The sequence below is a fragment of the Gemmobacter lanyuensis genome, assembly GCF_014652355.1.
Lineage (GTDB): Bacteria > Pseudomonadota > Alphaproteobacteria > Rhodobacterales > Rhodobacteraceae > Gemmobacter > Gemmobacter lanyuensis.
This window is the reverse complement of sequence record NZ_BMYQ01000009.1, coordinates 101,428-122,831: the sequence shown is the minus strand read 5'-3', so window position 1 is coordinate 122,831 and position 21,404 is coordinate 101,428. Positions and strand designations below refer to the sequence as shown.

Annotated in this window: 22 protein-coding genes and 1 other RNA gene; 16 read left to right on the top strand and 7 right to left on the bottom strand. The window is 65.0% G+C overall.

Going from position 1 to position 21,404, the window contains the following annotated elements; genetic code table 11:
* Nucleotides 1-155 precede the first annotated feature (155 nt).
* Entirely contained in the window at nt 156-1,430 is a 1,275-nt protein-coding gene (locus IE101_RS14180; RefSeq protein WP_189634501.1) for a pseudouridine synthase, read from the bottom strand.
* A gap of 145 nt (nt 1,431-1,575) precedes the next feature.
* Here IE101_RS14180 and IE101_RS14175 point away from each other — a divergent pair, with 145 nt between their 5' ends.
* Together IE101_RS14175 and IE101_RS14170 are read left to right on the top strand one after the other, a co-directional pair.
* Nucleotides 1,576-2,025: a nucleoside deaminase gene (locus IE101_RS14175; RefSeq protein WP_189634528.1), complete on the top strand. Its 450-nt coding sequence runs from the start codon at nt 1,576-1,578 to the stop codon at nt 2,023-2,025.
* Nucleotides 2,026-2,080: 55 nt separating this feature from the next.
* Nucleotides 2,081-2,440: a hypothetical protein gene (locus IE101_RS14170; RefSeq protein ID WP_189634500.1), complete on the top strand. Its 360-nt coding sequence runs from the start codon at nt 2,081-2,083 to the stop codon at nt 2,438-2,440.
* Nucleotides 2,441-2,464: 24 nt separating this feature from the next.
* Here the strand turns inward: IE101_RS14170 and IE101_RS14165 are convergent, their stop codons facing one another.
* Nucleotides 2,465-3,160 carry a metal-dependent hydrolase gene (locus IE101_RS14165; protein ID WP_189634499.1) on the bottom strand — a complete coding sequence of 232 codons (696 nt, stop codon included), beginning with the start codon at nt 3,158-3,160 and terminating at the stop codon, nt 2,465-2,467.
* Nucleotides 3,161-3,353: 193 nt separating this feature from the next.
* Here IE101_RS14165 and gatC point away from each other — a divergent pair, with 193 nt between their 5' ends.
* The 7 genes from gatC (at nt 3,354) to rpmG (ending at nt 8,162) form a co-directional block, all read left to right on the top strand.
* Nucleotides 3,354-3,641, top strand: a complete 288-nt coding sequence (gene gatC / locus IE101_RS14160) for an Asp-tRNA(Asn)/Glu-tRNA(Gln) amidotransferase subunit GatC (protein WP_189634498.1) — start codon at nt 3,354-3,356, stop codon at nt 3,639-3,641.
* Entirely contained in the window at nt 3,638-5,119 is a 1,482-nt protein-coding gene (gene gatA, locus IE101_RS14155; RefSeq protein ID WP_189634497.1) for an Asp-tRNA(Asn)/Glu-tRNA(Gln) amidotransferase subunit GatA, read from the top strand. Before gatC ends, gatA begins: the two co-directional genes overlap by 4 nt.
* Nucleotides 5,120-5,183: 64 nt before the next feature.
* Nucleotides 5,184-5,918 (top strand): hypothetical protein, encoded by a 735-nt coding sequence (locus tag IE101_RS14150; protein WP_229804185.1) that lies wholly within the window; start codon nt 5,184-5,186, stop codon nt 5,916-5,918.
* A complete protein-coding gene (locus IE101_RS14145) occupies nt 5,915-6,604 on the top strand; it encodes an N-acetylmuramoyl-L-alanine amidase (RefSeq protein WP_465253869.1) in 690 nt (229 codons plus the stop codon). Before IE101_RS14150 ends, IE101_RS14145 begins: the two co-directional genes overlap by 4 nt.
* A gap of 11 nt (nt 6,605-6,615) precedes the next feature.
* An RNA gene (gene rnpB, locus IE101_RS14140) (RNase P RNA component class A) lies at nt 6,616-7,030 on the top strand.
* 129 nt (nt 7,031-7,159) lie between these two features.
* Nucleotides 7,160-7,870: a DUF533 domain-containing protein gene (locus IE101_RS14135; RefSeq protein WP_189634495.1), complete on the top strand. Its 711-nt coding sequence runs from the start codon at nt 7,160-7,162 to the stop codon at nt 7,868-7,870.
* Nucleotides 7,871-7,994: 124 nt separating this feature from the next.
* Complete coding sequence (rpmG, locus tag IE101_RS14130) at nt 7,995-8,162, top strand: 50S ribosomal protein L33 (protein WP_189634494.1); 168 nt, start codon at nt 7,995-7,997, stop codon at nt 8,160-8,162.
* A 158-nt stretch (nt 8,163-8,320) separates the two neighbouring features.
* Here rpmG and IE101_RS14125 read toward each other — a convergent pair whose 3' ends face one another.
* Complete coding sequence (locus IE101_RS14125; protein WP_189634493.1) at nt 8,321-9,103, bottom strand: Bax inhibitor-1/YccA family protein; 783 nt, start codon at nt 9,101-9,103, stop codon at nt 8,321-8,323.
* Nucleotides 9,104-9,246: 143 nt separating this feature from the next.
* Nucleotides 9,247-9,459, bottom strand: a complete 213-nt coding sequence (locus IE101_RS14120) for a DUF1127 domain-containing protein (RefSeq protein WP_189634492.1) — start codon at nt 9,457-9,459, stop codon at nt 9,247-9,249.
* A gap of 117 nt (nt 9,460-9,576) precedes the next feature.
* On the opposite strand from IE101_RS14120, the gene IE101_RS14115 reads away from it, so the two are divergent.
* Nucleotides 9,577-10,425 (top strand): LysR family transcriptional regulator, encoded by an 849-nt coding sequence (locus tag IE101_RS14115; protein WP_189634491.1) that lies wholly within the window; start codon nt 9,577-9,579, stop codon nt 10,423-10,425.
* 42 nt (nt 10,426-10,467) lie between these two features.
* Here the strand turns inward: IE101_RS14115 and IE101_RS14110 are convergent, their stop codons facing one another.
* Complete coding sequence (locus tag IE101_RS14110; protein WP_189634490.1) at nt 10,468-12,294, bottom strand: M3 family oligoendopeptidase; 1,827 nt, start codon at nt 12,292-12,294, stop codon at nt 10,468-10,470.
* Between the two features lie 368 nt (nt 12,295-12,662).
* Here IE101_RS14110 and IE101_RS14105 point away from each other — a divergent pair, with 368 nt between their 5' ends.
* Genes IE101_RS14105 through IE101_RS14090 form a run of 4 tightly spaced genes read left to right on the top strand, consistent with a single transcriptional unit; the run spans nt 12,663 to nt 16,578 of the window.
* On the top strand, nt 12,663-14,054 hold the full coding sequence (locus tag IE101_RS14105; RefSeq protein ID WP_189634526.1) for a circularly permuted type 2 ATP-grasp protein: 1,392 nt from the start codon (nt 12,663-12,665) through the stop codon (nt 14,052-14,054).
* Nucleotides 14,055-14,059: 5 nt separating this feature from the next.
* Nucleotides 14,060-15,010: an alpha-E domain-containing protein gene (locus IE101_RS14100; protein WP_189634489.1), complete on the top strand. Its 951-nt coding sequence runs from the start codon at nt 14,060-14,062 to the stop codon at nt 15,008-15,010.
* Nucleotides 15,010-15,819 carry a transglutaminase family protein gene (locus tag IE101_RS14095; protein ID WP_189634488.1) on the top strand — a complete coding sequence of 270 codons (810 nt, stop codon included), beginning with the start codon at nt 15,010-15,012 and terminating at the stop codon, nt 15,817-15,819. Before IE101_RS14100 ends, IE101_RS14095 begins: the two co-directional genes overlap by 1 nt.
* 33 nt (nt 15,820-15,852) lie before the next feature.
* Nucleotides 15,853-16,578 carry a proteasome-type protease gene (locus IE101_RS14090; protein ID WP_189634487.1) on the top strand — a complete coding sequence of 242 codons (726 nt, stop codon included), beginning with the start codon at nt 15,853-15,855 and terminating at the stop codon, nt 16,576-16,578.
* 12 nt (nt 16,579-16,590) lie between these two features.
* Here IE101_RS14090 and IE101_RS14085 read toward each other — a convergent pair whose 3' ends face one another.
* Nucleotides 16,591-17,529: an alpha/beta hydrolase gene (locus IE101_RS14085; protein ID WP_189634486.1), complete on the bottom strand. Its 939-nt coding sequence runs from the start codon at nt 17,527-17,529 to the stop codon at nt 16,591-16,593.
* The gene (locus IE101_RS14080) at nt 17,529-17,813 is read right to left on the bottom strand and encodes an SCP2 sterol-binding domain-containing protein (protein WP_189634485.1); all 285 of its coding nucleotides are present in this window, start codon (nt 17,811-17,813) and stop codon (nt 17,529-17,531) included. The genes IE101_RS14085 and IE101_RS14080 overlap by 1 nt, the downstream gene beginning before the upstream one ends.
* A 74-nt stretch (nt 17,814-17,887) precedes the next feature.
* On the opposite strand from IE101_RS14080, the gene IE101_RS14075 reads away from it, so the two are divergent.
* Together IE101_RS14075 and IE101_RS14070 are read left to right on the top strand one after the other, a co-directional pair.
* The gene (locus IE101_RS14075) at nt 17,888-18,460 is read left to right on the top strand and encodes a tetratricopeptide repeat protein (protein WP_189634484.1); all 573 of its coding nucleotides are present in this window, start codon (nt 17,888-17,890) and stop codon (nt 18,458-18,460) included.
* Nucleotides 18,461-18,475: 15 nt separating this feature from the next.
* Nucleotides 18,476-21,373 (top strand): helicase-related protein, encoded by a 2,898-nt coding sequence (locus IE101_RS14070; protein WP_189634483.1) that lies wholly within the window; start codon nt 18,476-18,478, stop codon nt 21,371-21,373.
* Nucleotides 21,374-21,404 lie beyond the last annotated feature (31 nt).

Genomic DNA, 21,404 nt, shown 5'->3' with positions numbered 1-21,404 from the left:
CAGCACGAAGCTCAGGGTCTGCAGGGCGGATGCGGACATCGGGCCTCCGGAGGATGGGCCTTGCGGCCTTCACCTTCAACTATAGGTGAGGCCGCGCCCGCTTGCCAGAGGTGGTGGGGGTGGAAATTTTCTGACCAATTACCCGCAATTGCCGATCAGCGGCGGGGTTTGGCCGGGCCGCGCGGGCCTTCGGGGCGGCGGGGGCCATCCCCTGCGGGGCGTGCGGGTTTGGCGCCGAAGGTCTTGCCGCCCGCAGGTTTTGCCCCCGTCGGTTTCGCGCCCACTGGTTTTCCAGGGGCCGATTTGCCGGGCGCAGGTTTCGCGCGGGATGGCCGGCCGGGGCCGCGGGCCGGATCGAAATCATCCATCGCCGGGCGCGCGCGGTCAGGGCGCGGGGCGGTGGTGCTGCGCGCCTTGGGCTTGGCCGCAGTATCGCCAAAACGCTCACCCGTGGCGCGCGGGCGGTCCGCGGCAGGGGTGCTGCGCGGTTTGCGCGGGGCGCCGCCCTCAGCCTCGCGCGCGGCGCGGGTGCCGAAGCTGCGCGGACGTGCCGGGGCGTCGCCCTCTACCTTGGGCGGGCGGGGGCTGCTGCCCGAGCGGGTCACGCTGCGCGTCTTCATCGACCGGGTGGGCGCGGTGCGGGGGCCGGGGGCCTCGCCGCTGTCGGGATCAAAGCCCAGCTGATCGCGCAGGATGCGGCCCTTGACCTCTTCCACCTGGCCCGGTTGCAGTTCATTGAGCCGGAACGGGCCGTAGGAGATACGGATCAGCCGGTTCACCGTCAGCCCGATTTCCGACATGGCGCGGCGGATTTCGCGGTTCTTGCCTTCGCGCAGGCCCACCGTCAGCCAGGCATTGGCACCCTGCACACGGTCCAGCACCACCTGCATTGGTTGAAACTTCTCGCCATCAACGACAATGCCCTTCCGCAGCGGCTCAAGATCCGGGTCGGTCGGGTTGCCATGCACGCGGACGCGGTATTTCCGCAGCCAGCCGGTCGAGGGCAGTTCCAGCTGCCGCTTCAGCCCGCCGTCATTGGTCAGCAGCAGCAGACCTTCGGAATTGAGGTCAAGCCGCCCCACCGACATCACACGCGGCATGTCTTCGGGCAGCATGTCAAAGACCGTCTCGCGGCCCTTTTCATCCGAGGCGGACGTCACCAGCCCTTCGGGCTTGTAGTAAAGCCACAGCCGCGCCGGCTCCTTTTCCGCCAGCGGCTGGCCGTTCACGGTGATGCGGTCCTGATCGGTCACGTTCAGCGCGGGCGAGGTGATGACCTTGCCGTTGACCTTGACCTCGCCCAGCTCGATCATCCGCTCCGCCTCGCGGCGCGAGGCGACCCCGGCCCGGGACAGGACCTTGGCGATGCGTTCGCCCTCGGCCTTGGGGGCGGTGGGTTTGGGGCCTTTGGGCGGCGCTTGTTCTGGCATGGGTTTCCCGGCATGAAAGGGGAGTGGCAGGGGACGCGACCCCGCGGGCCGAAGGCGCCCCGGGTACCCCCGAGAAGTGTTTATCAAGGCGCAAGGGTATTGCCTTGCGCGGGAAAGGGCAACGGTGAGCCGCTTCCGGTCCTATATGCAGGTCGCCCTGGCCGAGGCACGGGCCGCCGCCGCCCGGGGCGAGGTGCCGGTGGGCGCGGTCATTGTAGCGCCCTCGGGGCGGATCGTGGCGCAGGCCGGGAACCGCACGCGGGAACTGACCGATCCGACCGCCCATGCGGAAATGCTTGCCATCCGGGGGGCTTGCGCGGCGCTGGGGCAGGAACGGCTGACGGGCCATGACCTTTATGTCACGCTGGAACCCTGCCCGATGTGCGCGGCGGCAATTTCGGCGGCGCGGATCGGGCGGCTTTACTTCGGGGCAGCCGATCCCAAATCGGGCGGGGTGACGGTGGGGGCAAGGGTCTTTGCCCATCCGCAATGCCACCATGTGCCGGAAATCTATGACGGTCTGGCGGAAACCGAATCCGCCCGCCTGCTGCGGGATTTCTTTGCCGGGCGGCGTGGATCGGGCGGTCAGGCTTGACGAATCCCTGGCGGGCGCGCTTGGTGGGATGGTATTTTCGCAATCGGATAGACCCATGCGCCGTTCCCTTTTCCTCTTGCCCGCTGCCCTCATGCTCGTGTCCTGCGGCACGCCGGAATACCGCGCGGAACGGTCGATCTGCGAGGCGGAGTGGATGCAGAAGATCCCCCCGCGCTATGAAAAGCAGATCGTGGAGCGGGTGAAGTATATCGAAGTGCCCACCGGGCGCACGACCTGCGTGACCAATGGCAATGTCCAGCATTGCACCGCCGAAACCCGGCTGGAGGACGTGCCCTATACTGCTGTTGAAACCGTTGACGTGAACGAAAGCCGCCGGGATGTGCAGATCAAGGCCTGCGCGGCCAAGGCCTGTCAGGCGAAATTCGGCAATGGGGAATGCAAGACGGGCGCCTGAGCGCCCGGCTTCGCGGCAGGCCGATCACAGGATGATCGGCTCCAGCACCTCGGGTTCAAGGACCTGCACATTGGGCGACACGCCTGCCCGCAGGGCCTTGGCGTCCTGCTCAAGCACCGGGAAGGTGCGGTAATGGCAGGGGATGATAGTCGAGAAGTTGAAATACTTGCGTGCGGCAAAGGCCGCACGGGCCATGTCCATCGTGTAATGCCCGCCAGCCGACAGGATGCCGATATCGGGCTGGTGATATTCGGCCATCCAGGCCATGTCGGCCATGATATCGGTGTCGCCGGACAGATAGATCGTATGGCCTTCGCCCGCGATCATATAGCCCGCCTCGCCCCCGGCATAGATCGGCCCTTGCGCCCCTGAGATCGAGGACGAGTGGCTGGCATTCACCATCGTCACCTTTGCCCCGGCCAGATCGACCGTGCCGCCCTTGTTGAAACCGATGCCCTTCACACCGGCATCGCCTTCCCAGAAACTGATCATGTCATAGATCCCGACCAGCGGCACATCGCATTCCTTGGCGATGGACAGCGCGCTGCCGGTATGGTCGCCATGGCCGTGGGTCAGCAGCACATGGGTCACACCTGCCAGCGCCTCGGCGCGGCGGTCGGCGGGGAACATCGGGTTCCCGTCAAGCCAGGGGTCGATCAGCAGCACCGCCTGTTCGATTTCGATGCGAAAGCCGGAATGGCCAAGCCAGGTGATTTTCATCAGATGTCCTCTCGCTGGTTCCGTGCCAAAGGGTAAGGCGCGGGGCGGGAAAGGAAAGCCCCGGTCCGGCGCCGCACCGGGTGCCGCTGCGTCAAGGCCTGCGCCGCGCCCGGCAGGGTGCCCCAGCCGCGCGCCTTGCGTCCAACCCCTTGCCCCGTTAAACGGGAGCAAATCTTGAAGGGGGATCGAGCCCATGTCGATCGACGTCGAAACCGCGCGCCGGGTGGCCAAGCTCGCGCGCATCCAGGTGGATCAGGGTGACCTGCCGGCGCTGGCGGTGGAACTCTCCAATATCCTCGGGTTCATGGAACAGCTGAACGAGGTGAATGTCGATGGGGTCGAACCCATGACCTCGGTCACGCCGATGCGGCTCAAGCGTCGCAAGGATGAAGTGACCGATGGCAATATTCAGGACCTGGTGCTGAAGAACGCCCCCGATGCCCGTGAAGGGTTCTTTGCCGTGCCGAAGGTGGTGGAATGACCAACGCGAACGAACTGACCATCGCCGCGGCGCGCGACGCGCTGCGCAAGGGCGAACTGTCGGCCGTGGATCTGACGATGTCCTGCCTCACGGCGATGGACGCGGGCGATGCGCTGACCGCCTATGTCCACAAGACCCCCGAAATGGCGCTGGAGCAGGCGCGTGCCGCCGATGCCCGTCTGAAGGCCGGGGATGCCCCCGACATGTGCGGCATCCCGCTGGGGATCAAGGATCTGTTCTGCACCAAGGGTGTGGAAAGCCAGGCCGCGTCGAACATTCTGCGCGGCTTCAAGCCCGAATACGAGTCGACTGTGACCTCCAAGCTGTTCGGCGATGGCGCGGTGATGCTGGGCAAGCTGAACATGGACGAATTCGCCATGGGCTCGTCCAACGAATCGTCCTGCTACGGGCCTGCGGTGAACCCCTGGCGCGTGGATGACCGCGAACTGACCCCCGGCGGGTCTTCGGGCGGCTCGGCCGCTGCCGTGGCGGGGGATCTGTGCATCGCGGCCACCGGCACCGATACCGGCGGGTCGATCCGCCAGCCTGCGGCTTTCTGCGGCATCGTCGGCATCAAGCCGACCTATGGCCGGGTCAGCCGCTGGGGCATCATCGCCTATGCCTCGTCGCTGGATCAGGCCGGGCCGATGACCAAATCGGTGCGCGACGCGGCGATCATGCTGCGCTCGATGGCCGGGCATGACCCGAAGGATTCGACCAGCGCCGACCTGCCGGTGCCGGATTTCGAAGCCGCGCTGACCGGTGACATCCGTGGCAAGAAGATCGGCATCCCGCGCGAATACCGCGTGCCGGGCCTGCGCCCCGAGATTGACCGCATCTGGACCCGCGGGGCCGAGATGCTGCGCGACGCCGGGGCCGAGATTATCGATGTCTCGCTGCCGCATACCAAATACGCGCTGCCCGCCTATTACGTCATTGCCCCGGCCGAGGCGTCCTCGAACCTCGCCCGTTATGATGGCGTGCGCTATGGCCACCGCGCAAAGCTGGGCGCGGGTGACGGCATCACCGAGATGTATGAAAAGACCCGCGCCGAAGGCTTTGGCGCCGAAGTGCAGCGCCGAATCATGATCGGCACATATGTGCTGTCGGCGGGCTTCTACGACGCCTATTACAACCGCGCCCGCAAGGTCCGCGCCCTGATCAAGCGCGACTTCGAACAGGCCTTTGCGGCCGGGGTCGATGCGATCCTCACGCCCGCCACCCCCACCCCGGCCTTCGGCCTGGGCGAGATGCAGAGCGCCGATCCCGTCGAGATGTATCTGAACGACGTGTTCACCGTGACGCTGAACCTGGCCGGTCTGCCGGGGGTTGCCGTGCCGGTCGGCCTTGATGCCGATGGCCTTCCGCTGGGCCTGCAGCTGATCGGCCGCCCGTGGGAAGAAGGCGATCTTCTCAATCACGCCTATGTGCTGGAACGTGCGGCGGGCTTTGTGGCCAAACCGCAAAAATGGTGGTAAGGCCCACTTGAACCCAAGACACTGCCGGCCCTGCGGGGCCGGTTCCGTTTTCAGGATGACCGTCATGCGCCGTGTGCTTTTGCCTTTTGCGATCCTTTCGCCCCTGGCCCTCGCGGCCTGCAGTTCAAGCGTGCCAGATTCGGGGCAGGGCGTCGGCTTTCAGGATTACAACAGCTACAACGCACAGCGCGAAGCCTCGTTGACAAATGGCACGCCGATGGTGCCGCAGGGCGCGCAGCCGATCATGGGGGGCGGTGTGACCTCGGGGGCGATCGGCACGCCGACCAGCGGCTTCTCGACCGACCGGATCGGTGCGGTGCTGGATCAGGCCGCCGGGACGGGTGCGCCCCTTGCACCGACCATGGCGCCGATGTCGCCCGCGATGGGCGGGCAGGGGGCCGTGATCGGGTCGAACGTGGGGGCGCCGATGGGGACCGTGGCTGCCGCTACGCCGATGGCTCCGATGGCGCCAGCCGCCGCGCCGATGCAGCCGGTCGCCGCTGTGGCGCAGCCGCCCGTGCCGCCTGCGCAGCTTCCCGCCCGCGCCGGGGACAAGGCGAATGTGGTGCAATACGCGCTGGCCACCAACCATGCCGTTGGCACGCCGATGTATGAACGTTCGTCGCTGCAGTTGCGCAGCCCGGAAAAGGCCTGTGCCTCTTACGCCTCGCCCGATCAGGCGCAGGCGGCCTTCCTTGACGCGGGTGGGCCCGACAAGGACCGCAAGGGGCTTGATCCCGATGGCGACGGTTTCGCCTGCAGCTGGGATCCGACCCCCTTCCGCAATGCGGTGAAATGAGGATGGGCGGCCTGTCCGCCTACCCCTCGCCCAATTTCGGGCCGCGCCGCCATGGTGCGTTGCCCGATCTGGTGGTGATCCATTACACTGCCATGCCAACCTGTGCCGAGGCCTTCGCACGCCTCTGCGACCCCGCGGCCGAGGTGTCGGCCCATTACCTGATTTCCGAACTGGGCGTGGTACAGGCCCTTGTCCCCGAGGAGCTGCGCGCCTGGCATGCCGGGGCCGGGTCCTGGGGCGGGTGCCACGATGTCAATTCGCGCGCCATCGGAATCGAGCTTGCCAATCGTGGCGATGATCCCTTTCCCGAACCGCAGATGGCGGCGCTGGAGCGGCTGCTGGCCGATCTGCTGCACCGCTGGGAAATTCCGCCCGCCCGCGTGATCGCGCATAGCGACATGGCGCCCACCCGCAAGGCCGACCCCGGCCGCCGGTTTGACTGGGCGCGGCTGGCGCGGCAGGGCCTGTCAGTCTGGCCTGCCGCGGATGCGACGGCGGCAGAAGGGGATTTCGTTACCCATGCCCGTGCCTTCGGCTACCCTGATCTGCCGGTGGATCAGATTCTGCCGGCCTTCCGCTTGCGCTTTCGCCCCTGGGCACATGGGCCGCTTGATGCGACCGACCTTGCGCTGATCGCCGATCTGGCCGCCCGCTTTCCGGTTGACCTGCCGCCCCCCGCAGCGTAAGCCCGGCCCGCGCGGATGGCTGGATGACCGCGTGCGTCGCAAGACGTGCGAGGAAAGTCCGGACTCCATGAAGTAAGGGTGCCGGGTAACGCCCGGCGGGGGCAACCCCAGGGAAAGCGCCACAGAGAACAGTCTGCCGCCGCTTCGGCGTCGGTGAGGGTGAAAAGGTGGGGTAAGAGCCCACCGCGGACCTGGCAACAGGGACGGCATGGCAAGCCCCACCCGGAGCAATGCCGAATAGGGGCCTCGCGCGGAAAGGTCCGACGTTCAGCCGCAAGGCTGTCGGAGACCTCCGCAAGGGAGACTTCAGCCCAAGAGAGCCCGGGTTGGCAGCTAGAGCCCGTCAGTAATGGCGGGACCAGAGGAATGGTCATCTAGGGGTGGCAACACCCCGGACAGAATCCGGCTTACAGGCCATCCGCGCAAATTCCCTGTTTCCCATGTTGCTGCCCGGCGAGGCGTGCGAAAGCGAAATCCGTGCCGGCATGGATTTTCCCGCGACCACCGCGGCGGATGCGCTATCCTTCGGGCGACTCGGATAGAGGGAGGTCGCTGATGAGTTTCGTCCGCACGCTTGCCACGCTTGCCGTGGGCTTTGCCGCCGCCAAGGGGGTGGAGCGGTTCCAGAAGGCCGGGGGCCTTGCCACGATGAAGGATGCGCTGCGCGGTGCGGGCCAGCCGGGCGGCATGGCCGATCAGATGGGCGCCATGGCCGAAAAGCTGGGCCTGCCGGGCGGGGCAGGGGCGGTGCGCGACATGATGGGCCGGTTCGGCAGCACCGCTGCACAGGCCACCGAACAGGCCGAACTGGGCATGTCCGCCCTGATGGCCAGCATGACCGGCGCCGCAGCCGCGGGTGCGCGCAATATGGGCGATATGCTGGGCACCCTGGCTGGCGCCACCCCCGCCGGACCGCTGGCCGAGGAAAACGCCCGTCTGATGATCCGCGCGATGATTCAGGCCGCCAAGGCCGATGGCGCGATCGACGCGGCAGAACGGGAAACGATTCTCTCGCACCTGACGGATGCGAGCGAAGAGGAGATCGCCTTTGTGACAGCCGAGCTGGACGCGCCTTCGGATATCGCAGGGCTGGCTGCTGCCGTCGGGGATACCGCCCGCGCGCAGGTCTATTCCGCTGCGCTGATGGCGATTACGGTGGATACCGAGGCGGAAAAGGCCTATCTGCGGGGCCTTGCGACGGCCCTTGGCCTTGATGCGGCAACGGTGGCGACGATCCATGTAGGGGCCGGCAAGCCGCAGCCCTGAAACGCAAGAAAAGCAGGGGTTGCAGGGGTTTTCGGTGTTGACTCTGCGGCCTGCATCCTTAAAAGGCAGGTCTCAAGAGATTTGACCGGGCGATGTTGTTTCCCCGGATGCAGGAGAGACGACTATGGCGAAGCCGACGACGATCAAGATCCGTCTGAACTCGACGGCGGGCACCGGGCACTTCTATGTGACCAAGAAGAATGCCCGCACCATGACCGAGAAGATGGTTGTCAAGAAATACGACCCCGTCAAGCGGGAGCACGTGGAATACCGTGAAGGCAAGATCAAGTAAGATCTGTCGATCACAGGCATCCGGCAGGGCCGCATCGCAAGATGCGGCCCTTGTCATTTGCGGCGCCTTCCAAGGCGGGCATGCGTTCATGCAAAGGTCTGGGCGCAAAAGAAAAGGGCCGGGAAATCCCGGCCCTTTCTTCATGCGCTGTGCAGGGGTCACTCGCGGTTGCCGAGGAACTGCAGCAGGAACATGAACAGGTTGATGAAGTCGAGGTAGAGGTTCAGCGCCCCCATGATCGCCGACTTCGCCAGCCATTCCTGATCGCCATACTGGGCGTGCTGGATGTAGCTGGTCTTGATGTTCTGGGTATCGTAGGCGGTCAGGCCCGCGAAGACCAGCACACCGATCACCGAGATGGCGAACTGAAGCGCGCTCGATTCCATGAACAGGTTGACCAGCGAGGCGATCAGGATGCCCACCAGACCCATGATCAGGAAGGTGCCCATCCCGCTCAGGTCTTTCTTGGTGGTATAGCCATAAAGGCTGAGCGAGGCGAAGGCGATGGCCGTCACAAGGAAGGTCGTCGCGATCGAGGCGCCGGTGAACACCAGGAAGATCGAGCTGAGCGACAGGCCCATCGCCACGGCATAGACGTAAAAGAACAGCTGCGCGGCCGGGGCCGACAGGCGGTTGATCATGGCCGACAGCGCGAAGACCATCACCAGCGGCAGGAACATCACCACCCATTTCAGCGGCGAGGTATAGAGCAGCGCGCCGAACTGGGTCAGGTATTCGCCCTGACCGATCTGCATGGCCGAACCGGCCGGGTCTGCCGTCACAGCAAGGCCGGCAATCGCCCAGGCGGCGGCGCCGGTGATCAGCATGGCCACGGACATCAGGCCGTAGACCTTGTTCATATGGGCACGAAGCCCGGCGTCGATCTGTGCCGTCCGGGCACCCAGGCCCGCGGTGCTTCGCATCGTGTTGTATTCAGCCATAAGTGCCTCCGTCAGACTGCTGCGGGTCGGCCCCCCGATGCGGAACCGACCTTATGTCGGCAATATCGGGATTGGCCGACACGGTTTCAAGGACTTCGGGGCAAAATCCGGCATCTGACAAGGGATGATTTCGCCGAATGAATTCAACGCGTCCAATGGCTGGGGGCATCCCAGATCGGACGTTCGGATTCGGCATCGGCCTGGGCGCGCGACAGCCCGATGTCACGCAGCAGATGCGTATCAAGTTCGGCCAGCCGCCTGCGGCTGCGTCCAAGCCCCAGACGGGACAAAAGCAGCGGCAGAAGGCGAAGGCGCGGGCGGGCGGCAGCACGACGCAGCGAGAGCGGGAAAGACATTTGTGACCTCATGAAATGTGATGGAGTTTCAGGGCTTCATTCCATGTTGTGATCTTGACGCAGCGCGATGATTAATGAAAATGAATGATTGTTGGCTGCTTCATCAGGAAATGTGATATGGCGCGAAACCTTGACCTGACGGCGCTGCGCGCCTTCGTTGCCGTGGCGGATGCGGGTGGCGTGACCCGGGCGGCGGGGCTTTTGAACCTGACGCAAAGTGCCGTCTCGATGCAGCTGAAGCGGCTGGAAGAAAACATCGGCACCGATCTGTTCCTCCGCGCGGCGCGGCGTCTGTCGCTGACGGCCGAGGGGGAACAGCTGATGAGCTTTGCCCGCAAGATGCTGGCCCTGAATGATGAGGCGCTGGCCCGGCTGACCTCATCCGCCTATGAGGGGGAGATCCGGCTGGGGGTGCCCCATGACATCGTCTATCCCGCGATCCCCGGCATCCTGAAGCGACTGGCGGCGCAATATCCGCGGCTGCGGGTCAACCTGACCTCATCCTTCACGCTGCTGCTGAAGGAATCCTTCGCGCGCGGTGAGGTGGATGTGATCCTGACCACCGAGGACCGCCCCGGGCCAGAGGGGCAGATCCTGTCGCAGCAACCCCTGGTCTGGGTGGGTGCGACGGAAGGGGCGGCATGGACGCGGCTGCCGCTGCGGCTGGCCTTCAAGGATACCTGCGTGTTCCGCCCCACGGCACAGGCGGCGCTGGATCAGGCGGGCTTGCCATGGGAACAGGCGATCGAAGGGGAAAGCGAACAGGCGGCCGAGGCGCTGGTGGCCGCTGATCTGGCAATTTCGGCGCGTATCCGCGGGCGCTTTCCGCCGGGAACGGCCGAAGTGTCGGGGGCGGGGTTGCCTGATCTGGGCGGGCTGTCGATCTGTCTTTATGCGGCGCCCACGGTGGGGGGCGAGGCGGCCGAGGCGCTGCTGGCAGAGCTGCGTCTGGCATATGGCTCGTGACGGGGCGGGCTGAACCCGCCCCCTCGGTCTTGCGGCGAAGGATCAGTCCTCCATCGCCTCCAGTTCATCGATGAAGCCTGCGATCATCGACAGGCCCTTGTCCCAGAACTGCGGATCGCTGGCATCCAGCCCGAAGGGGGCCAGAAGCTCTTTGTGGTGCTTCGACCCGCCCGCTTTCAGAAGATCGAAATACTTTTCTTCAAAGCCCGGCAGGCCGCTTGCATAGACCGCGTAAAGCGCATTCACGAGGCCATCCCCGAAGGCATAGGCATAGACGTAGAAGGGCGAATGCACGAAATGCGGGATATAGGCCCAGAAGGTCTCATACCCGTCCATGAAGTCGAAGGCATCGCCAAGGGATTCGGCCTGCACGCTCATCCACAGGGCGTTGATGCCGTCGGGCGTCAGCTCCCCATCGGCGCGGGCGGCGTGCAGCTTGCATTCGAAATCATAGAAGGCGATCTGGCGGACGACCGTGTTGATCATGTCCTCGACCTTGCCGGCGAGCAGGGTCTTGCGTTCGGCCTTGGTCTTGGCACCGTCCAGCAGCTTGCGGAAGGTCAGCATCTCGCCGAACACGCTTGCGGTTTCCGCAAGGGTCAGGGGGGTCGAGGCCAGCAATTCGCCCTGTGCCGCCGCCAGCCGCTGGTGGACGCCATGGCCCAGCTCATGCGCGAGCGTCATCACGTCGCGCGGTTTGCCGAGGTAGTTCAGCATCACATAGGGGTGGACGGTTGTCACCGTCGGATGGGCAAAGGCCCCCGGCGCCTTGCCGGGCTTCACGCCCGCGTCGATCCAACCCTTGGTGAAGAAGGGTTCGGCCAGTTCCGCCAGCTTGGGCGAGAAGGCGGCATAGGCGTCTGATACGGTCTTGCGCGCGGTGTCCCAATCGACCGTCTTGGGCTGTTCGATGGGCAGGGGGGCGTTGCGATCCCAAACCTGCAGACGATCAAGCCCCATCCATTTCGCTTTCAGCCGGTAATAGCGGTGCGAGAGTTTGGGATAGGCCGCGACCACGGCATCGCGCAGGGCCTGCACCACCTCGGGCTCGACATGGTTGGACAGGTGGCGCCCATGCTGCGGCGTGGGCATCTTGCGCCAGCGGTCATGGATTTCCTTTTCCTTGGCCAGCGTGTTGTGGATGCGCGCAAACAGCTTGATGTTGCGGTCAAACACCTCGGCCAGTGCGCGGGCTGCGGCCTCGCGGCGGCTGCGGTCGGCATCGGTCAGCAGGTTCAGGGTGGATTCGAGGTTCAGCTCATCCTCTTCCCCCGCGACCTTGAACATCAGGCCTGCCATGGTTTCATCAAAGAGCTTGTTCCACGCGCTGGCGCCCACGACGCTTTCGTCATGCAGGAAGCGTTCAAGTTCGTCCGACAGCTGGTGGGGCCGCATGGCGCGCATGCGGTCGAACACGGGCTTGTAGCGGGCCAGATCGGCGTTCTGCTCCAGCAGGTCCGCCAGATGCGCCTCCTCCAGACGGTTGAATTCGAGGCTGAAGAACACGAGCGGGGTGGTGAATTCGGTCACCTCATCCTGCGCGTCGGCCATGAACTTGGCGCGTTCGCTGTCCATCGTGTTCTGGTAATAGCGCAGCCCTGCGTAAGACATGATCCGGCCCGCGACGATGTCGATGGCCTCATAGTCCTCAACGCATTTCAAGAGGCTCGCGGCATCAAGGCTTGCCAGCTTGCCTTCATAAGCGGCGGCGAAATCGGCGCAGGCCTTTTGCAGCCATTCCATGTCGCGGTCGAATTCGGGCGCATCCGGCGCGGGGTAGAGATCGGTCAGATCCCATTCGGGCAGGCTGCCAAGGCCGCCGCCGCTGGCAATGGCGTCGAAAACCGGGGCGGGCAGGGGAAGCGTCATCGGGAACCTCGCATCTGTTTGGCTTCATCTAGGGGGCGGGTCGGGGCGGGCGCAAGGCTTGGCGGGTGCGGAATTGCGGCGCGGGGGCCGCGCGGGCTGAAATTGGCGCGTTGCAGCAAGGACAAACCCGCGCCGGTTGTGCCGCAAATCCGTGCAGGTTGGCCCCGTCGCCCCGCAACGGCGGTGTGTTCTGCATAAATTTTGTGCGCCTGCGTAGCCCTTGGGCGAAAACGCCCGTCCGGAGCGCGCAAATGCGGGCTGTCGCTTTTCACGCCCAAAAGGCGCTGCTTAACTGACGGAAACCGGGCTGGCGCAAGTCCGGTCGTTGGTGCGGGGGGGGGCTGTAGGTGACCGTCTATTTCAATGAGATGTATCAGGATGGGTTGGTGCGCCCGCCCTATCTGCGGCTGGAAGACTGGATGAAGACTATGCCATCCGAATTCCGCCAGATGAAACAGGCCGAGGCCGAGGCCCTGTTCCGCCGCATCGGCATCACTTTCGCGGTCTATGGCGAAGGCGGCGATCCCGACCGGCTGATCCCCTTCGACATGTTTCCCCGCGTGTTCACCGGGCAGGAATGGGCGCGGCTGGAGCGCGGCATCAAACAGCGTGCGCGCGCGCTCAATGCCTTTCTGGCCGATGTCTATGGCCGGGGCGAGATCGTGAAGGCAGGCCGTATTCCAGCGCGGCTGGTCTATCAGAACGAGGCCTACGAAAAGGCCGTCGTCGGCTTTGTTCCGCCCAAGGGGGTCTATTCGCATATCGTGGGCATCGATCTGGTCCGCACCGGCCCGGATGAGTTTTTCGTGCTGGAAGATAATTGCCGCACCCCTTCGGGGGTAAGCTACATGCTTGAAAACCGCGAAATCATGATGCGGATGTTCCCCGACCTGTTCCGCGAAAACCGCATCCAGCCGGTGGACAGCTACAGTGACCGGCTGCGGCGGACGCTGGCCTCGGTCGCGCCGATGAAATGCAAGGGCGACCCCTGCATCGTCATCCTGACCCCGGGCCATTTCAACAGCGCCTACTACGAACACAGCTTTCTGGCCGACCTGATGGGGGTGGAGCTGGTCGAGGGGCAGGATTTGTTCGTCGAGGGTGAGTTCGTCTATATGCGGACCACCGAAGGCCCGCGCCGCGTGGATGTGATTTACCGCCGCATCGATGATGCCTTCATCGATCCGCTCTGCTTCCGGCCCGACAGCATGCTGGGCGTGCCGGGGTTGATGGATGTCTATCGGTCCGGCGGGGTCAGCATCTGCTCGGCGCCGGGGGCAGGGGTGGCCGATGACAAGGCGGTCTACACCTTCGTGCCGGAAATGGTGCGCTTTTATCTGGGGGAAGAGCCGATCCTGCAGAACGTGCCGACCTGGCAATGCGGCAAGGCCGATGACCTGAAATATGTGCTGGAGAAACTGCCCGAGCTGGTGGTGAAAGAGGTGCATGGCTCCGGCGGCTACGGGATGCTGGTGGGGCCGAAATCCACCGCAGAACAGATCGAATCCTTCCGGGTGAAGATCCTGAAAGACCCCGGCAACTATATCGCCCAGCCCACGCTGGCGCTTTCGACCACGCCGACCTTCGTGGCCGAAGGCATCGCGCCCCGCCATGTGGACCTGCGGCCCTATTGTCTGGTGGGGGAACAGATTGATCTGGTGCCGGGCGGCCTGACGCGCGTCGCGCTGAAAGAGGGCAGCCTTGTGGTGAACTCCTCCCAGGGGGGTGGGGTCAAGGATACCTGGGTGCTGGCGGAGTAAGACACATGCTGAGCAGAACCGCCGACAACCTCTACTGGATTGCGCGCTACATGGAGCGCGCCGACATTGCCGCCCGCCTGCTGGAGGTCGGCTCACGCATTTCCCTTCTGCCTTCCGCCCATGGCTATCGCAGCGAATGGGACAGTCTGCTGCAGGCCTCAGGCACGGCGGACGGGTTCGCGCACAAATACGGTGACCCGGTCCAGCGCAATATTGAAAGCTATCTGTTCTTCGATCGGGACAATCCTTCCTCGGTCGCAAGCTGCATCACCGCGGCGCGGGAAAATGCCCGCATCGTGCGGACGGCGCTGACCAGTCAGGTCTGGGATGCGCTGAACACCGCCTTTCAGGAGCTGCGCCAGCTGGAACGGACCCCGCGATCCGAGCTGGAACTGAGCCGCCTGACCGATTGGGTCATGCGCCATGCGGCCATGGTGCGCGGCGCGATTGATGCTACCCTCTTGCGGAATGACGGCTACAACTTTCTCAACATCGGGTTCTATCTGGAGCGGGGCGACAACACCGCCCGCCTGATGGATGTGAAGTATTACGTCCTGCTGCCCAGCGTCGATTTCGTCGGATCGGGGCTGGACAACTACCAATGGACCACGCTTCTGCGCGCGATGGGCGCGCAGCGGGCCTTCCACTGGGCCTATGGCGGCGAGGTGACGGCGGCCAAGATCGCCGATTTCCTGATCCTGAACCCGCAAAGTCCGCGCTCGCTCATCACCTGCGTAGCGGGGGTCAACAACCATCTGTCACGGCTGGCCAAGGCCTATGGGCGGGTGACGCGGGCGCAGGGCAAGGCCGCCGCCATCCTGGATGAGCTGGAGACGACGACCGTCGATGCCATCGTGGATGAGGGGCTGCACGAATTCCTGACGCGGTTCATCGGCGAATCCGCCGATCTGGGCACGCTGATCCATGAATCCTACCTGAGCGGAGATGTGCGCTGATGCGGCTGACGGTCGATCATGTGACGCGATACACCTATGACCAGCCGGTGCGCGGGGTGGTGCAAAGCCACCGCCTCACCCCCAGTTCGTTCGAGGGCCAGACTGTGCTCGATTGGCGCATTGATGTCAGCGACGGGCTGGCCGGGGGGCAGTTCCGCTGCGGTGCGGGTGACCGTATCCAGAGCTGGTCGGTGCAGGGTCCGGTGACGGAAATCACCGTGCGGGTGCGCGGCACGGTAGAGACGACCGATACCGCCGGGGTGCTGAAGGGCCATCGCGAGACGGTGAAACCGGCGCTCTATCTGCGCGACACCCCGGCCACGCAGATGGATGGCGCCTTGGAAACCCTGTCGGCTGCGGCCGAGGGCAGCGCCAACCCGCTTGAGGCCGCGCACAGGCTTGCCGCTGCGGTGGCCGATGCCATTGCCTATCGGCCCGGCACCACCGCCGCCCATACCACCGCGGCCGAGGCGCTCGCACTTGGGGAGGGGGTCTGTCAGGACCATGCCCATGTGCTGATTGCCATTGCGCGGCACCGAGAGATCCCGGCGCGCTATGTGGCGGGCTATCTTTTCGCCGATGCCGAGGGCCGCGCGCATGAGGCCGCCCATGCCTGGGCTGAGCTTTGGGTGCCCGGGCTGGGCTGGGTGGGTTTCGATCCGGCGAATCGTTGTTGCCCGGATGCGCGCTACATTCGCCTCGGGTCGGGGTTCGACGCGCAGGATGCCGCCCCGATCAAGGGAATTGCGCGCGGTCCGGGGCAGGAAAAGCTGGATGTCACGGTTGCGGTGCTGGCGGCACAGCAATAGTCTTGCTTCGCAATCGCCCATACGGACCTGAAGATGACCTATTGCGTCGGCCTGCTGTTGAACGAAGGCATCGTGCTTTTGTCGGATACTCGCACCAATGCGGGGCTCGACAATATCTCGACCTATCGCAAGATGTTCACCTTTGAAGAGCCGGGCGAGCGTGTCATCGCGATCATGACGGCGGGCAGCCTCAGCATCACGCAGACCACCATCGCGCGTCTGCGGCAGGCCATCGAAGACCCCGATGCCGATGGCACGACTTCGATCCTCAAGGCCCCCACCATGCTTCAGGTGGCCGAGATCGTCGGCAGCATGCTCGCGCAGGTGCGCGGCGAGATCGACGAGAAGCTGTCGGCCATGCGTCAGCACGCCTCGGCCAGCATGATCGTTGCAGGGCAGCGCAAGGGCGGGGCGATGCGCCTGTTCCTCATCTACCCCGAGGGCAATTTCATCGAGGCGACCGAGGACACGCCCTTCCTGCAGATCGGTGAACACAAATACGGCAAGCCGATCCTTGACCGGGTGGTGCGCCCCGAAACCAGCCTTGCCGATGCGCAGAAGGCCGTGCTGCTGAGCATGGATTCGACGCTGCGGTCGAACCTCTCGGTGGGGATGCCGCTGGACCTTGCGGTCATCGCGCGTGACGCCTGTCAGGTGACGCTGCGCCGCCGGATCGAGGCCGGGGACAAACAGTTCCGCGCCATGAGCGAGGCCTGGTCCAAGGCGCTGCGCGACGGGTTTACCCAGATTTCGCTATAGCCCCGCGCGCTGTCAGGGGGCGCGATCAAACATTGCCAGACAGCTTTGGTAAAAGCGGTCGCGATGGCGCGGCACCTCCATCATCACCTCATGTTCGGCATTGGCGTAGATCTCTTGCCGGGCGCCGGGCCAGCGCGCCATGCGGCGGCGGATGGCGCGGGTGCAGATGATCCGCTCGGCCGATCCAACGACGGTCAGCACGGGACAGGCGGGGCTGGCCAGGCCGTCCAGCGCGCGCATTTCGGTAAAGGCGGCGTGAAGCCAGGTCAGCGATGGCCCCCCAAGCGCGAGATCGGGGTGGCGGATCAGATGCTGCCGCATCCAGCCCCACATCTCGTGGTCGCGGGTCAGCATATTGCCGCGAAACCCGGCATGGAGGACATAGCTTGCCCGCGTGGTGGTCGGGGTCAGGCGGTGGCCCTGCCCCGACCGGTGCATGACCGCCGCCAGATTGACCGCCATGGGCGTGACAGTCGGGAACAGCCGGATCCCCCACATCGGCGCGGAAAACACCGCAGACTGGATATCCAGCCCCGCCAGCAGCGACCTCAGCGCGATGCAGCCACCCATCGAGTGACTGATAAGGTTCAGCGGCTCCGGCAGGCCAAGGGCCGCGACAAAGGCCAGAAGCGCCGCGACATCATGCTGATAATCGGCAAAATCCTCGATATGGCCCAGCATCCTGTCGGGAAGTCCGCGCCCAGACAGCCCCTGACCCCGCCAATCGACGGTGACGATATGCCAACCCGCAGCACAGATCACCGCGGCGGTCGGCCCGTATTTCTCAAGATATTCCGACCGGCCGGGGAATAAAAGCACGGTCCCGCGCGCCCGTCCCGCGGCGGGCCAATGGCCCAGCCGCAGCTTTGCGCCATCCGGTGCGGTCCACCAGACGGCCTGCCCCCCGTCCGGGCCACGGGCGGCCTCGGCGTAAAAAGGGGCGGCCTCCATCAGCCCAGCACGGATCCGAGCTGCATGGCCATGCCCATGTTCCCGTCGACCGAAAGCTTGCCTGTCATGAAGGCGGCGGTCGGGTTCATCTCGCCCTCCAGAATCGCGCGGAACACCTCGGTCGAGGCGGTCAGCGTAACATCGGCCGGGTCATCGCCCGCGCGCACGCCATCGGCATCGATCATGATGGCGCCTTCACCGGGGATCACGAATTTCGCCACCCCGTCAAAGCTGGAGACGCGGGCCGACAGGGCCGTGACGGCGGCAGTGATCACGTCGCTCATGGGTTTCTCCTTCATCCCCGGAATGTGAGCTTAGGGTTATGGCATTTCGCCTTCCCTGAGTTACAGTGCAAAACATGAAAGCTGCGTTTCATTTCCACAAGTTTGTCGTTGCGGCATTCCTCGTCTGGGCGGGGTGTGACGCTGCGGCATGGGCTACCCCCGCCGAAGAAACCGCGCAGCTGGACAAGCTTTACACCGAATTGCGCGCCGCCGATGCCGAAGAGGCCAGCCGGATCGAGGACGAGATCTGGCGCCTCTGGTCACATTCCGGGTCGCCCTCGATGGACCTTTTACTGGAACGCGGGCGCAAGGCGCTGGAACAGGGCGATTATGAGGCGGCGCTGGATCACCTGACCGCGCTGACCGACCATGCCCCCGATTTCGCCGAAGGCTGGAACACGCGGGCGATTGTCTGGTTTCAGATGGGGCGCTTTGGTCAGTCGGTGTCGGATATCCGGCGGACCCTTGCGCTCAATCCCCGGCATTTCGGGGCGCTTGGCGGCTTTGGGGCCATCCTTGAGGCGCTGGAGCGCCCCGAACAGGCGCTGGAGGTCTATCGCGCCGCGCTTGCTATACATCCGCATCTGCAAGGGATACAGGATGCGGTGAAACGCCTGGAGGCCAAGATCGCCGGGCAGGATATCTGAGGCGGCGGAAAGCAGATGGCACTGCAAGGACGGGTGACGGCGGTTCTGGGGCCGACCAACACCGGCAAGACCCATTATGCCATTGAACGGATGCTGGGCCACCGCACCGGGGTGATCGGCTTTCCGCTGCGCCTTCTGGCGCGCGAGGTCTATGACCGGATCGTTAAGGCGCGCGGGCCGTCGGTCGTGGCGCTGGTCACGGGTGAGGAGCGCATCGTTCCCGAACGCACGCAATATTGGGTCTGCACCGTCGAGGCGATGCCGCAAGAGATTGGCGCCGACTTCGTCGCGGTGGACGAGATCCAGCTTTGCGGCGACCCCGAGCGGGGCCATGTCTTCACCGACCGTCTTCTGCGCGCGCGCGGGCTGGTCGAGACGATGTTCCTCGGGTCCGATTCCATGCGCCCGGCGATTGCGGCGCTGATCCCCGGCGCGCAATTCGTGCGGCGCGACCGGTTTTCGACCCTGACCTATACCGGGTCGAAAAAGATCAGCCGGATGCCGGCGCGGTCGGCCATCGTGGGGTTCTCGGTCGATGATGTCTATGCCATCGCCGAACTGATCCGGCGGCAAAAGGGCGGCTGTGCGGTGGTCATGGGGGCGCTGTCGCCCCGCACCCGCAACGCGCAGGTGGCGCTTTACCAGAATGGCGATGTGGATTTTCTGGTGGCGACCGATGCCATCGGCATGGGTCTGAACCTCGACATCAAGCATGTGGCCTTTTCGGGCACGCACAAGTTTGACGGCCGGCGGATGCGCCCGCTTTTCCCGCATGAGCTTGCCCAGATCGCGGGCCGCGCGGGCCGCCACATGGAGCCCGGCACCTTCGGCGTGACGGGCGAGGCCAGCCCGCTCGACGAGGATCTGGTCGAGGCGATCGAGGAACATCGTTTCGCCCCGGTCCGCAAGCTGATGTGGCGCAATGACCATCTGGATTTCGGCACGCCCGAACGGCTGATCGCCTCGCTTGAGGCGCCGACGCAGAACGAATGGCTGCTGCGGACCCGCGAATCCGATGACCTCATGGCACTGAAGGCGCTGTCCGACATGCCCGAATTGCGCGACCGGCTGCGCAACCCGCAGGCGGTTCGGCTTTTGTGGGATGTGTGCCGAATACCCGATTTCCGGTCGAACGGGGGGGCGGACCATGTGCATCTTCTGCAACGCCTCTTCGGATTCTTGCAGGATGGGCGGATTCCGACCGATTGGCTCGCAAAAGCCATTGCGCGCATCGACCGTGCGGATGGAGATATTGACGCCATCTCCAAACGGTTGGCGTATATCCGCACCTGGACCTATGTTGCGCAACGCAAAGGGTGGGTCGAGGACGAAACCCATTGGCGCGACGAGACGCGCGCTGTAGAAGACCGCCTGTCGGATGCGCTGCATGCGCGGCTGACGCAAAGATTTGTCGATCGGCGCACATCTGTGCTGATGCGCCGATTGAAACAGAAGGAGAGCCTTGTGGCTGAGGTGAATGACAAGGGTGAAGTGACGGTCGAGGGCGAATTCGTCGGCCGTCTGGAGGGGTTCCGCTTCCGTCAGGATCCTGCGGCAACGGGCGAGGAAGCCAAGGTGATGCGCCAGGCTGCCGTGCAGGCGCTGCGGCCGGAATTCCACCTGCGGGCGGACAAATTCTATAACGCCCCTGATACCGAAATGGACTTCACCGAACAGGGTGGTCTGATGTGGGGTGGCTCGGCGGTAGGCAAGCTCGTGGCCGGGTCCGAGGCGATGAAACCGCAGGTCGAGGCCTTCGTCGATGAGGAAGCCGGGCATGACGTGGCCGAAAAGGTCCGTCGGCGCCTGCAGCATTTCATCGATCGCAAGATCGCCGCGCAGTTCGAACCGCTGCTGAACCTTGGCCGCGATGAAAACCTGCAGGGGCTGGCCCGCGGCTTTGCCTTCCGTCTGGTGGAAGGTCTGGGCATCGTCACCCGCGAAAGCGTGGCCGATGACGTGAAGGCGCTGGATCAGGAAGCCCGGTCGAGCCTGCGCAAACATGGCGTGCGCTTTGGCCAATACACCGTGTTCCTGCCGCTGCTGCTGAAACCCGCGCCGACGCGCCTGCGTCTGGTGCTGTGGTCGCTGGCCAAGGGTCTGCAGGAATTCCCGGAAAGCCCGCCGCCGGGTCTGGTCACGATCCCGAACATCCCGGATGTGCCGAAGGATCATTACACGCTGGCGGGCTATCGTCCGGCCGGCAGCCGCGCGATCCGCATCGACATGCTGGAACGTCTGGCCGATCTGCTGCGCGCCAAGGACAGCCGTGCAGGCTTTGAAGCCGCGCCCGAGATGCTCTCGATCACCGGTATGACGCTGGAACAGTTTGCCGATCTGATGGGCGGTCTGGGCTATAAGGGCGAGAAAGGCGAACGTGCGAAGGTGCGTCACGCTGTCGCCCCCGCGGCGACCGACAGCACCGCGCCGATCCCGGAAGAGGTTTCGGTTCTGGCCCCCGCGCCGGACGCCGAACCTGCCGCCGAGGCAGAGGCCGAAGCCGCGCCCGAGATGGAAGTGTTCTACACCTTCACCTGGGCGCCCCGCGCGCGCAATGAAGGTCGCGGTCCGCGCCGCGAAGGGCAGGCCCCCCGTGGTCCGCGCCGTGAGGGCGGCGACACCGGTCAACCCCGTGGCGACCGTCCGAATCGCGGCCCTCGCGAAGGGGAGCAGGCCCCGCGTGGCGACCGTCCCGAGGGCGGCAAACCCCGTGGTGATCGTCCGCGCGGCGACCGCCCCGAGGGCGGCAAGCGGGATGACCACCGCAAGGGCGGCAAGTCGGACCATCGCCGTGACAAAGATCAGGGCGGCAACAAGGCCAAATCCTATGAAGCCCGTCCGCCCAAGGCCGACAAGCCGATCGACCCGGACAATCCGTTCGCGGCGCTGCTCGCTCTGAAGGGCAAAGTCTGATTGGCGAAATATCGGCCTGATTCGCCCGTAA

Bases quoted from the DNA above. Each gene is read 5' to 3' on its own strand.
- IE101_RS14180 (WP_189634501.1), bottom strand. From the start codon at position 1,430: ATGCCAGAACAAGCGCCGCCCAAAGGCCCCAAACCCACCGCCCCCAAG.
- IE101_RS14165 (WP_189634499.1), bottom strand. From the start codon at position 3,160: ATGAAAATCACCTGGCTTGGCCATTCCGGCTTTCGCATCGAAATCGAA.
- IE101_RS14125 (WP_189634493.1), bottom strand. From the start codon at position 9,103: ATGGCTGAATACAACACGATGCGAAGCACCGCGGGCCTGGGTGCCCGG.
- IE101_RS14090 (WP_189634487.1), top strand. From the start codon at position 15,853: ATGACCTATTGCGTCGGCCTGCTGTTGAACGAAGGCATCGTGCTTTTG.
- IE101_RS14175 (WP_189634528.1), top strand. From the start codon at position 1,576: ATGCAGGTCGCCCTGGCCGAGGCACGGGCCGCCGCCGCCCGGGGCGAG.
- IE101_RS14095 (WP_189634488.1), top strand. From the start codon at position 15,010: ATGCGGCTGACGGTCGATCATGTGACGCGATACACCTATGACCAGCCG.
- IE101_RS14120 (WP_189634492.1), bottom strand. From the start codon at position 9,459: ATGTCTTTCCCGCTCTCGCTGCGTCGTGCTGCCGCCCGCCCGCGCCTT.
- IE101_RS14170 (WP_189634500.1), top strand. From the start codon at position 2,081: ATGCGCCGTTCCCTTTTCCTCTTGCCCGCTGCCCTCATGCTCGTGTCC.
- IE101_RS14070 (WP_189634483.1), top strand. From the start codon at position 18,476: ATGGCACTGCAAGGACGGGTGACGGCGGTTCTGGGGCCGACCAACACC.
- IE101_RS14080 (WP_189634485.1), bottom strand. From the start codon at position 17,813: ATGAGCGACGTGATCACTGCCGCCGTCACGGCCCTGTCGGCCCGCGTC.
- IE101_RS14110 (WP_189634490.1), bottom strand. From the start codon at position 12,294: ATGACGCTTCCCCTGCCCGCCCCGGTTTTCGACGCCATTGCCAGCGGC.
- IE101_RS14085 (WP_189634486.1), bottom strand. From the start codon at position 17,529: ATGGAGGCCGCCCCTTTTTACGCCGAGGCCGCCCGTGGCCCGGACGGG.
- IE101_RS14115 (WP_189634491.1), top strand. From the start codon at position 9,577: ATGGCGCGAAACCTTGACCTGACGGCGCTGCGCGCCTTCGTTGCCGTG.
- gatA (WP_189634497.1), top strand. From the start codon at position 3,638: ATGACCAACGCGAACGAACTGACCATCGCCGCGGCGCGCGACGCGCTG.
- rpmG (WP_189634494.1), top strand. From the start codon at position 7,995: ATGGCGAAGCCGACGACGATCAAGATCCGTCTGAACTCGACGGCGGGC.
- IE101_RS14100 (WP_189634489.1), top strand. From the start codon at position 14,060: ATGCTGAGCAGAACCGCCGACAACCTCTACTGGATTGCGCGCTACATG.
- IE101_RS14150 (WP_229804185.1), top strand. From the start codon at position 5,184: ATGCGCCGTGTGCTTTTGCCTTTTGCGATCCTTTCGCCCCTGGCCCTC.
- IE101_RS14135 (WP_189634495.1), top strand. From the start codon at position 7,160: ATGAGTTTCGTCCGCACGCTTGCCACGCTTGCCGTGGGCTTTGCCGCC.
- IE101_RS14105 (WP_189634526.1), top strand. From the start codon at position 12,663: ATGTATCAGGATGGGTTGGTGCGCCCGCCCTATCTGCGGCTGGAAGAC.
- IE101_RS14145 (WP_465253869.1), top strand. From the start codon at position 5,915: ATGAGGATGGGCGGCCTGTCCGCCTACCCCTCGCCCAATTTCGGGCCG.
- gatC (WP_189634498.1), top strand. From the start codon at position 3,354: ATGTCGATCGACGTCGAAACCGCGCGCCGGGTGGCCAAGCTCGCGCGC.
- IE101_RS14075 (WP_189634484.1), top strand. From the start codon at position 17,888: ATGAAAGCTGCGTTTCATTTCCACAAGTTTGTCGTTGCGGCATTCCTC.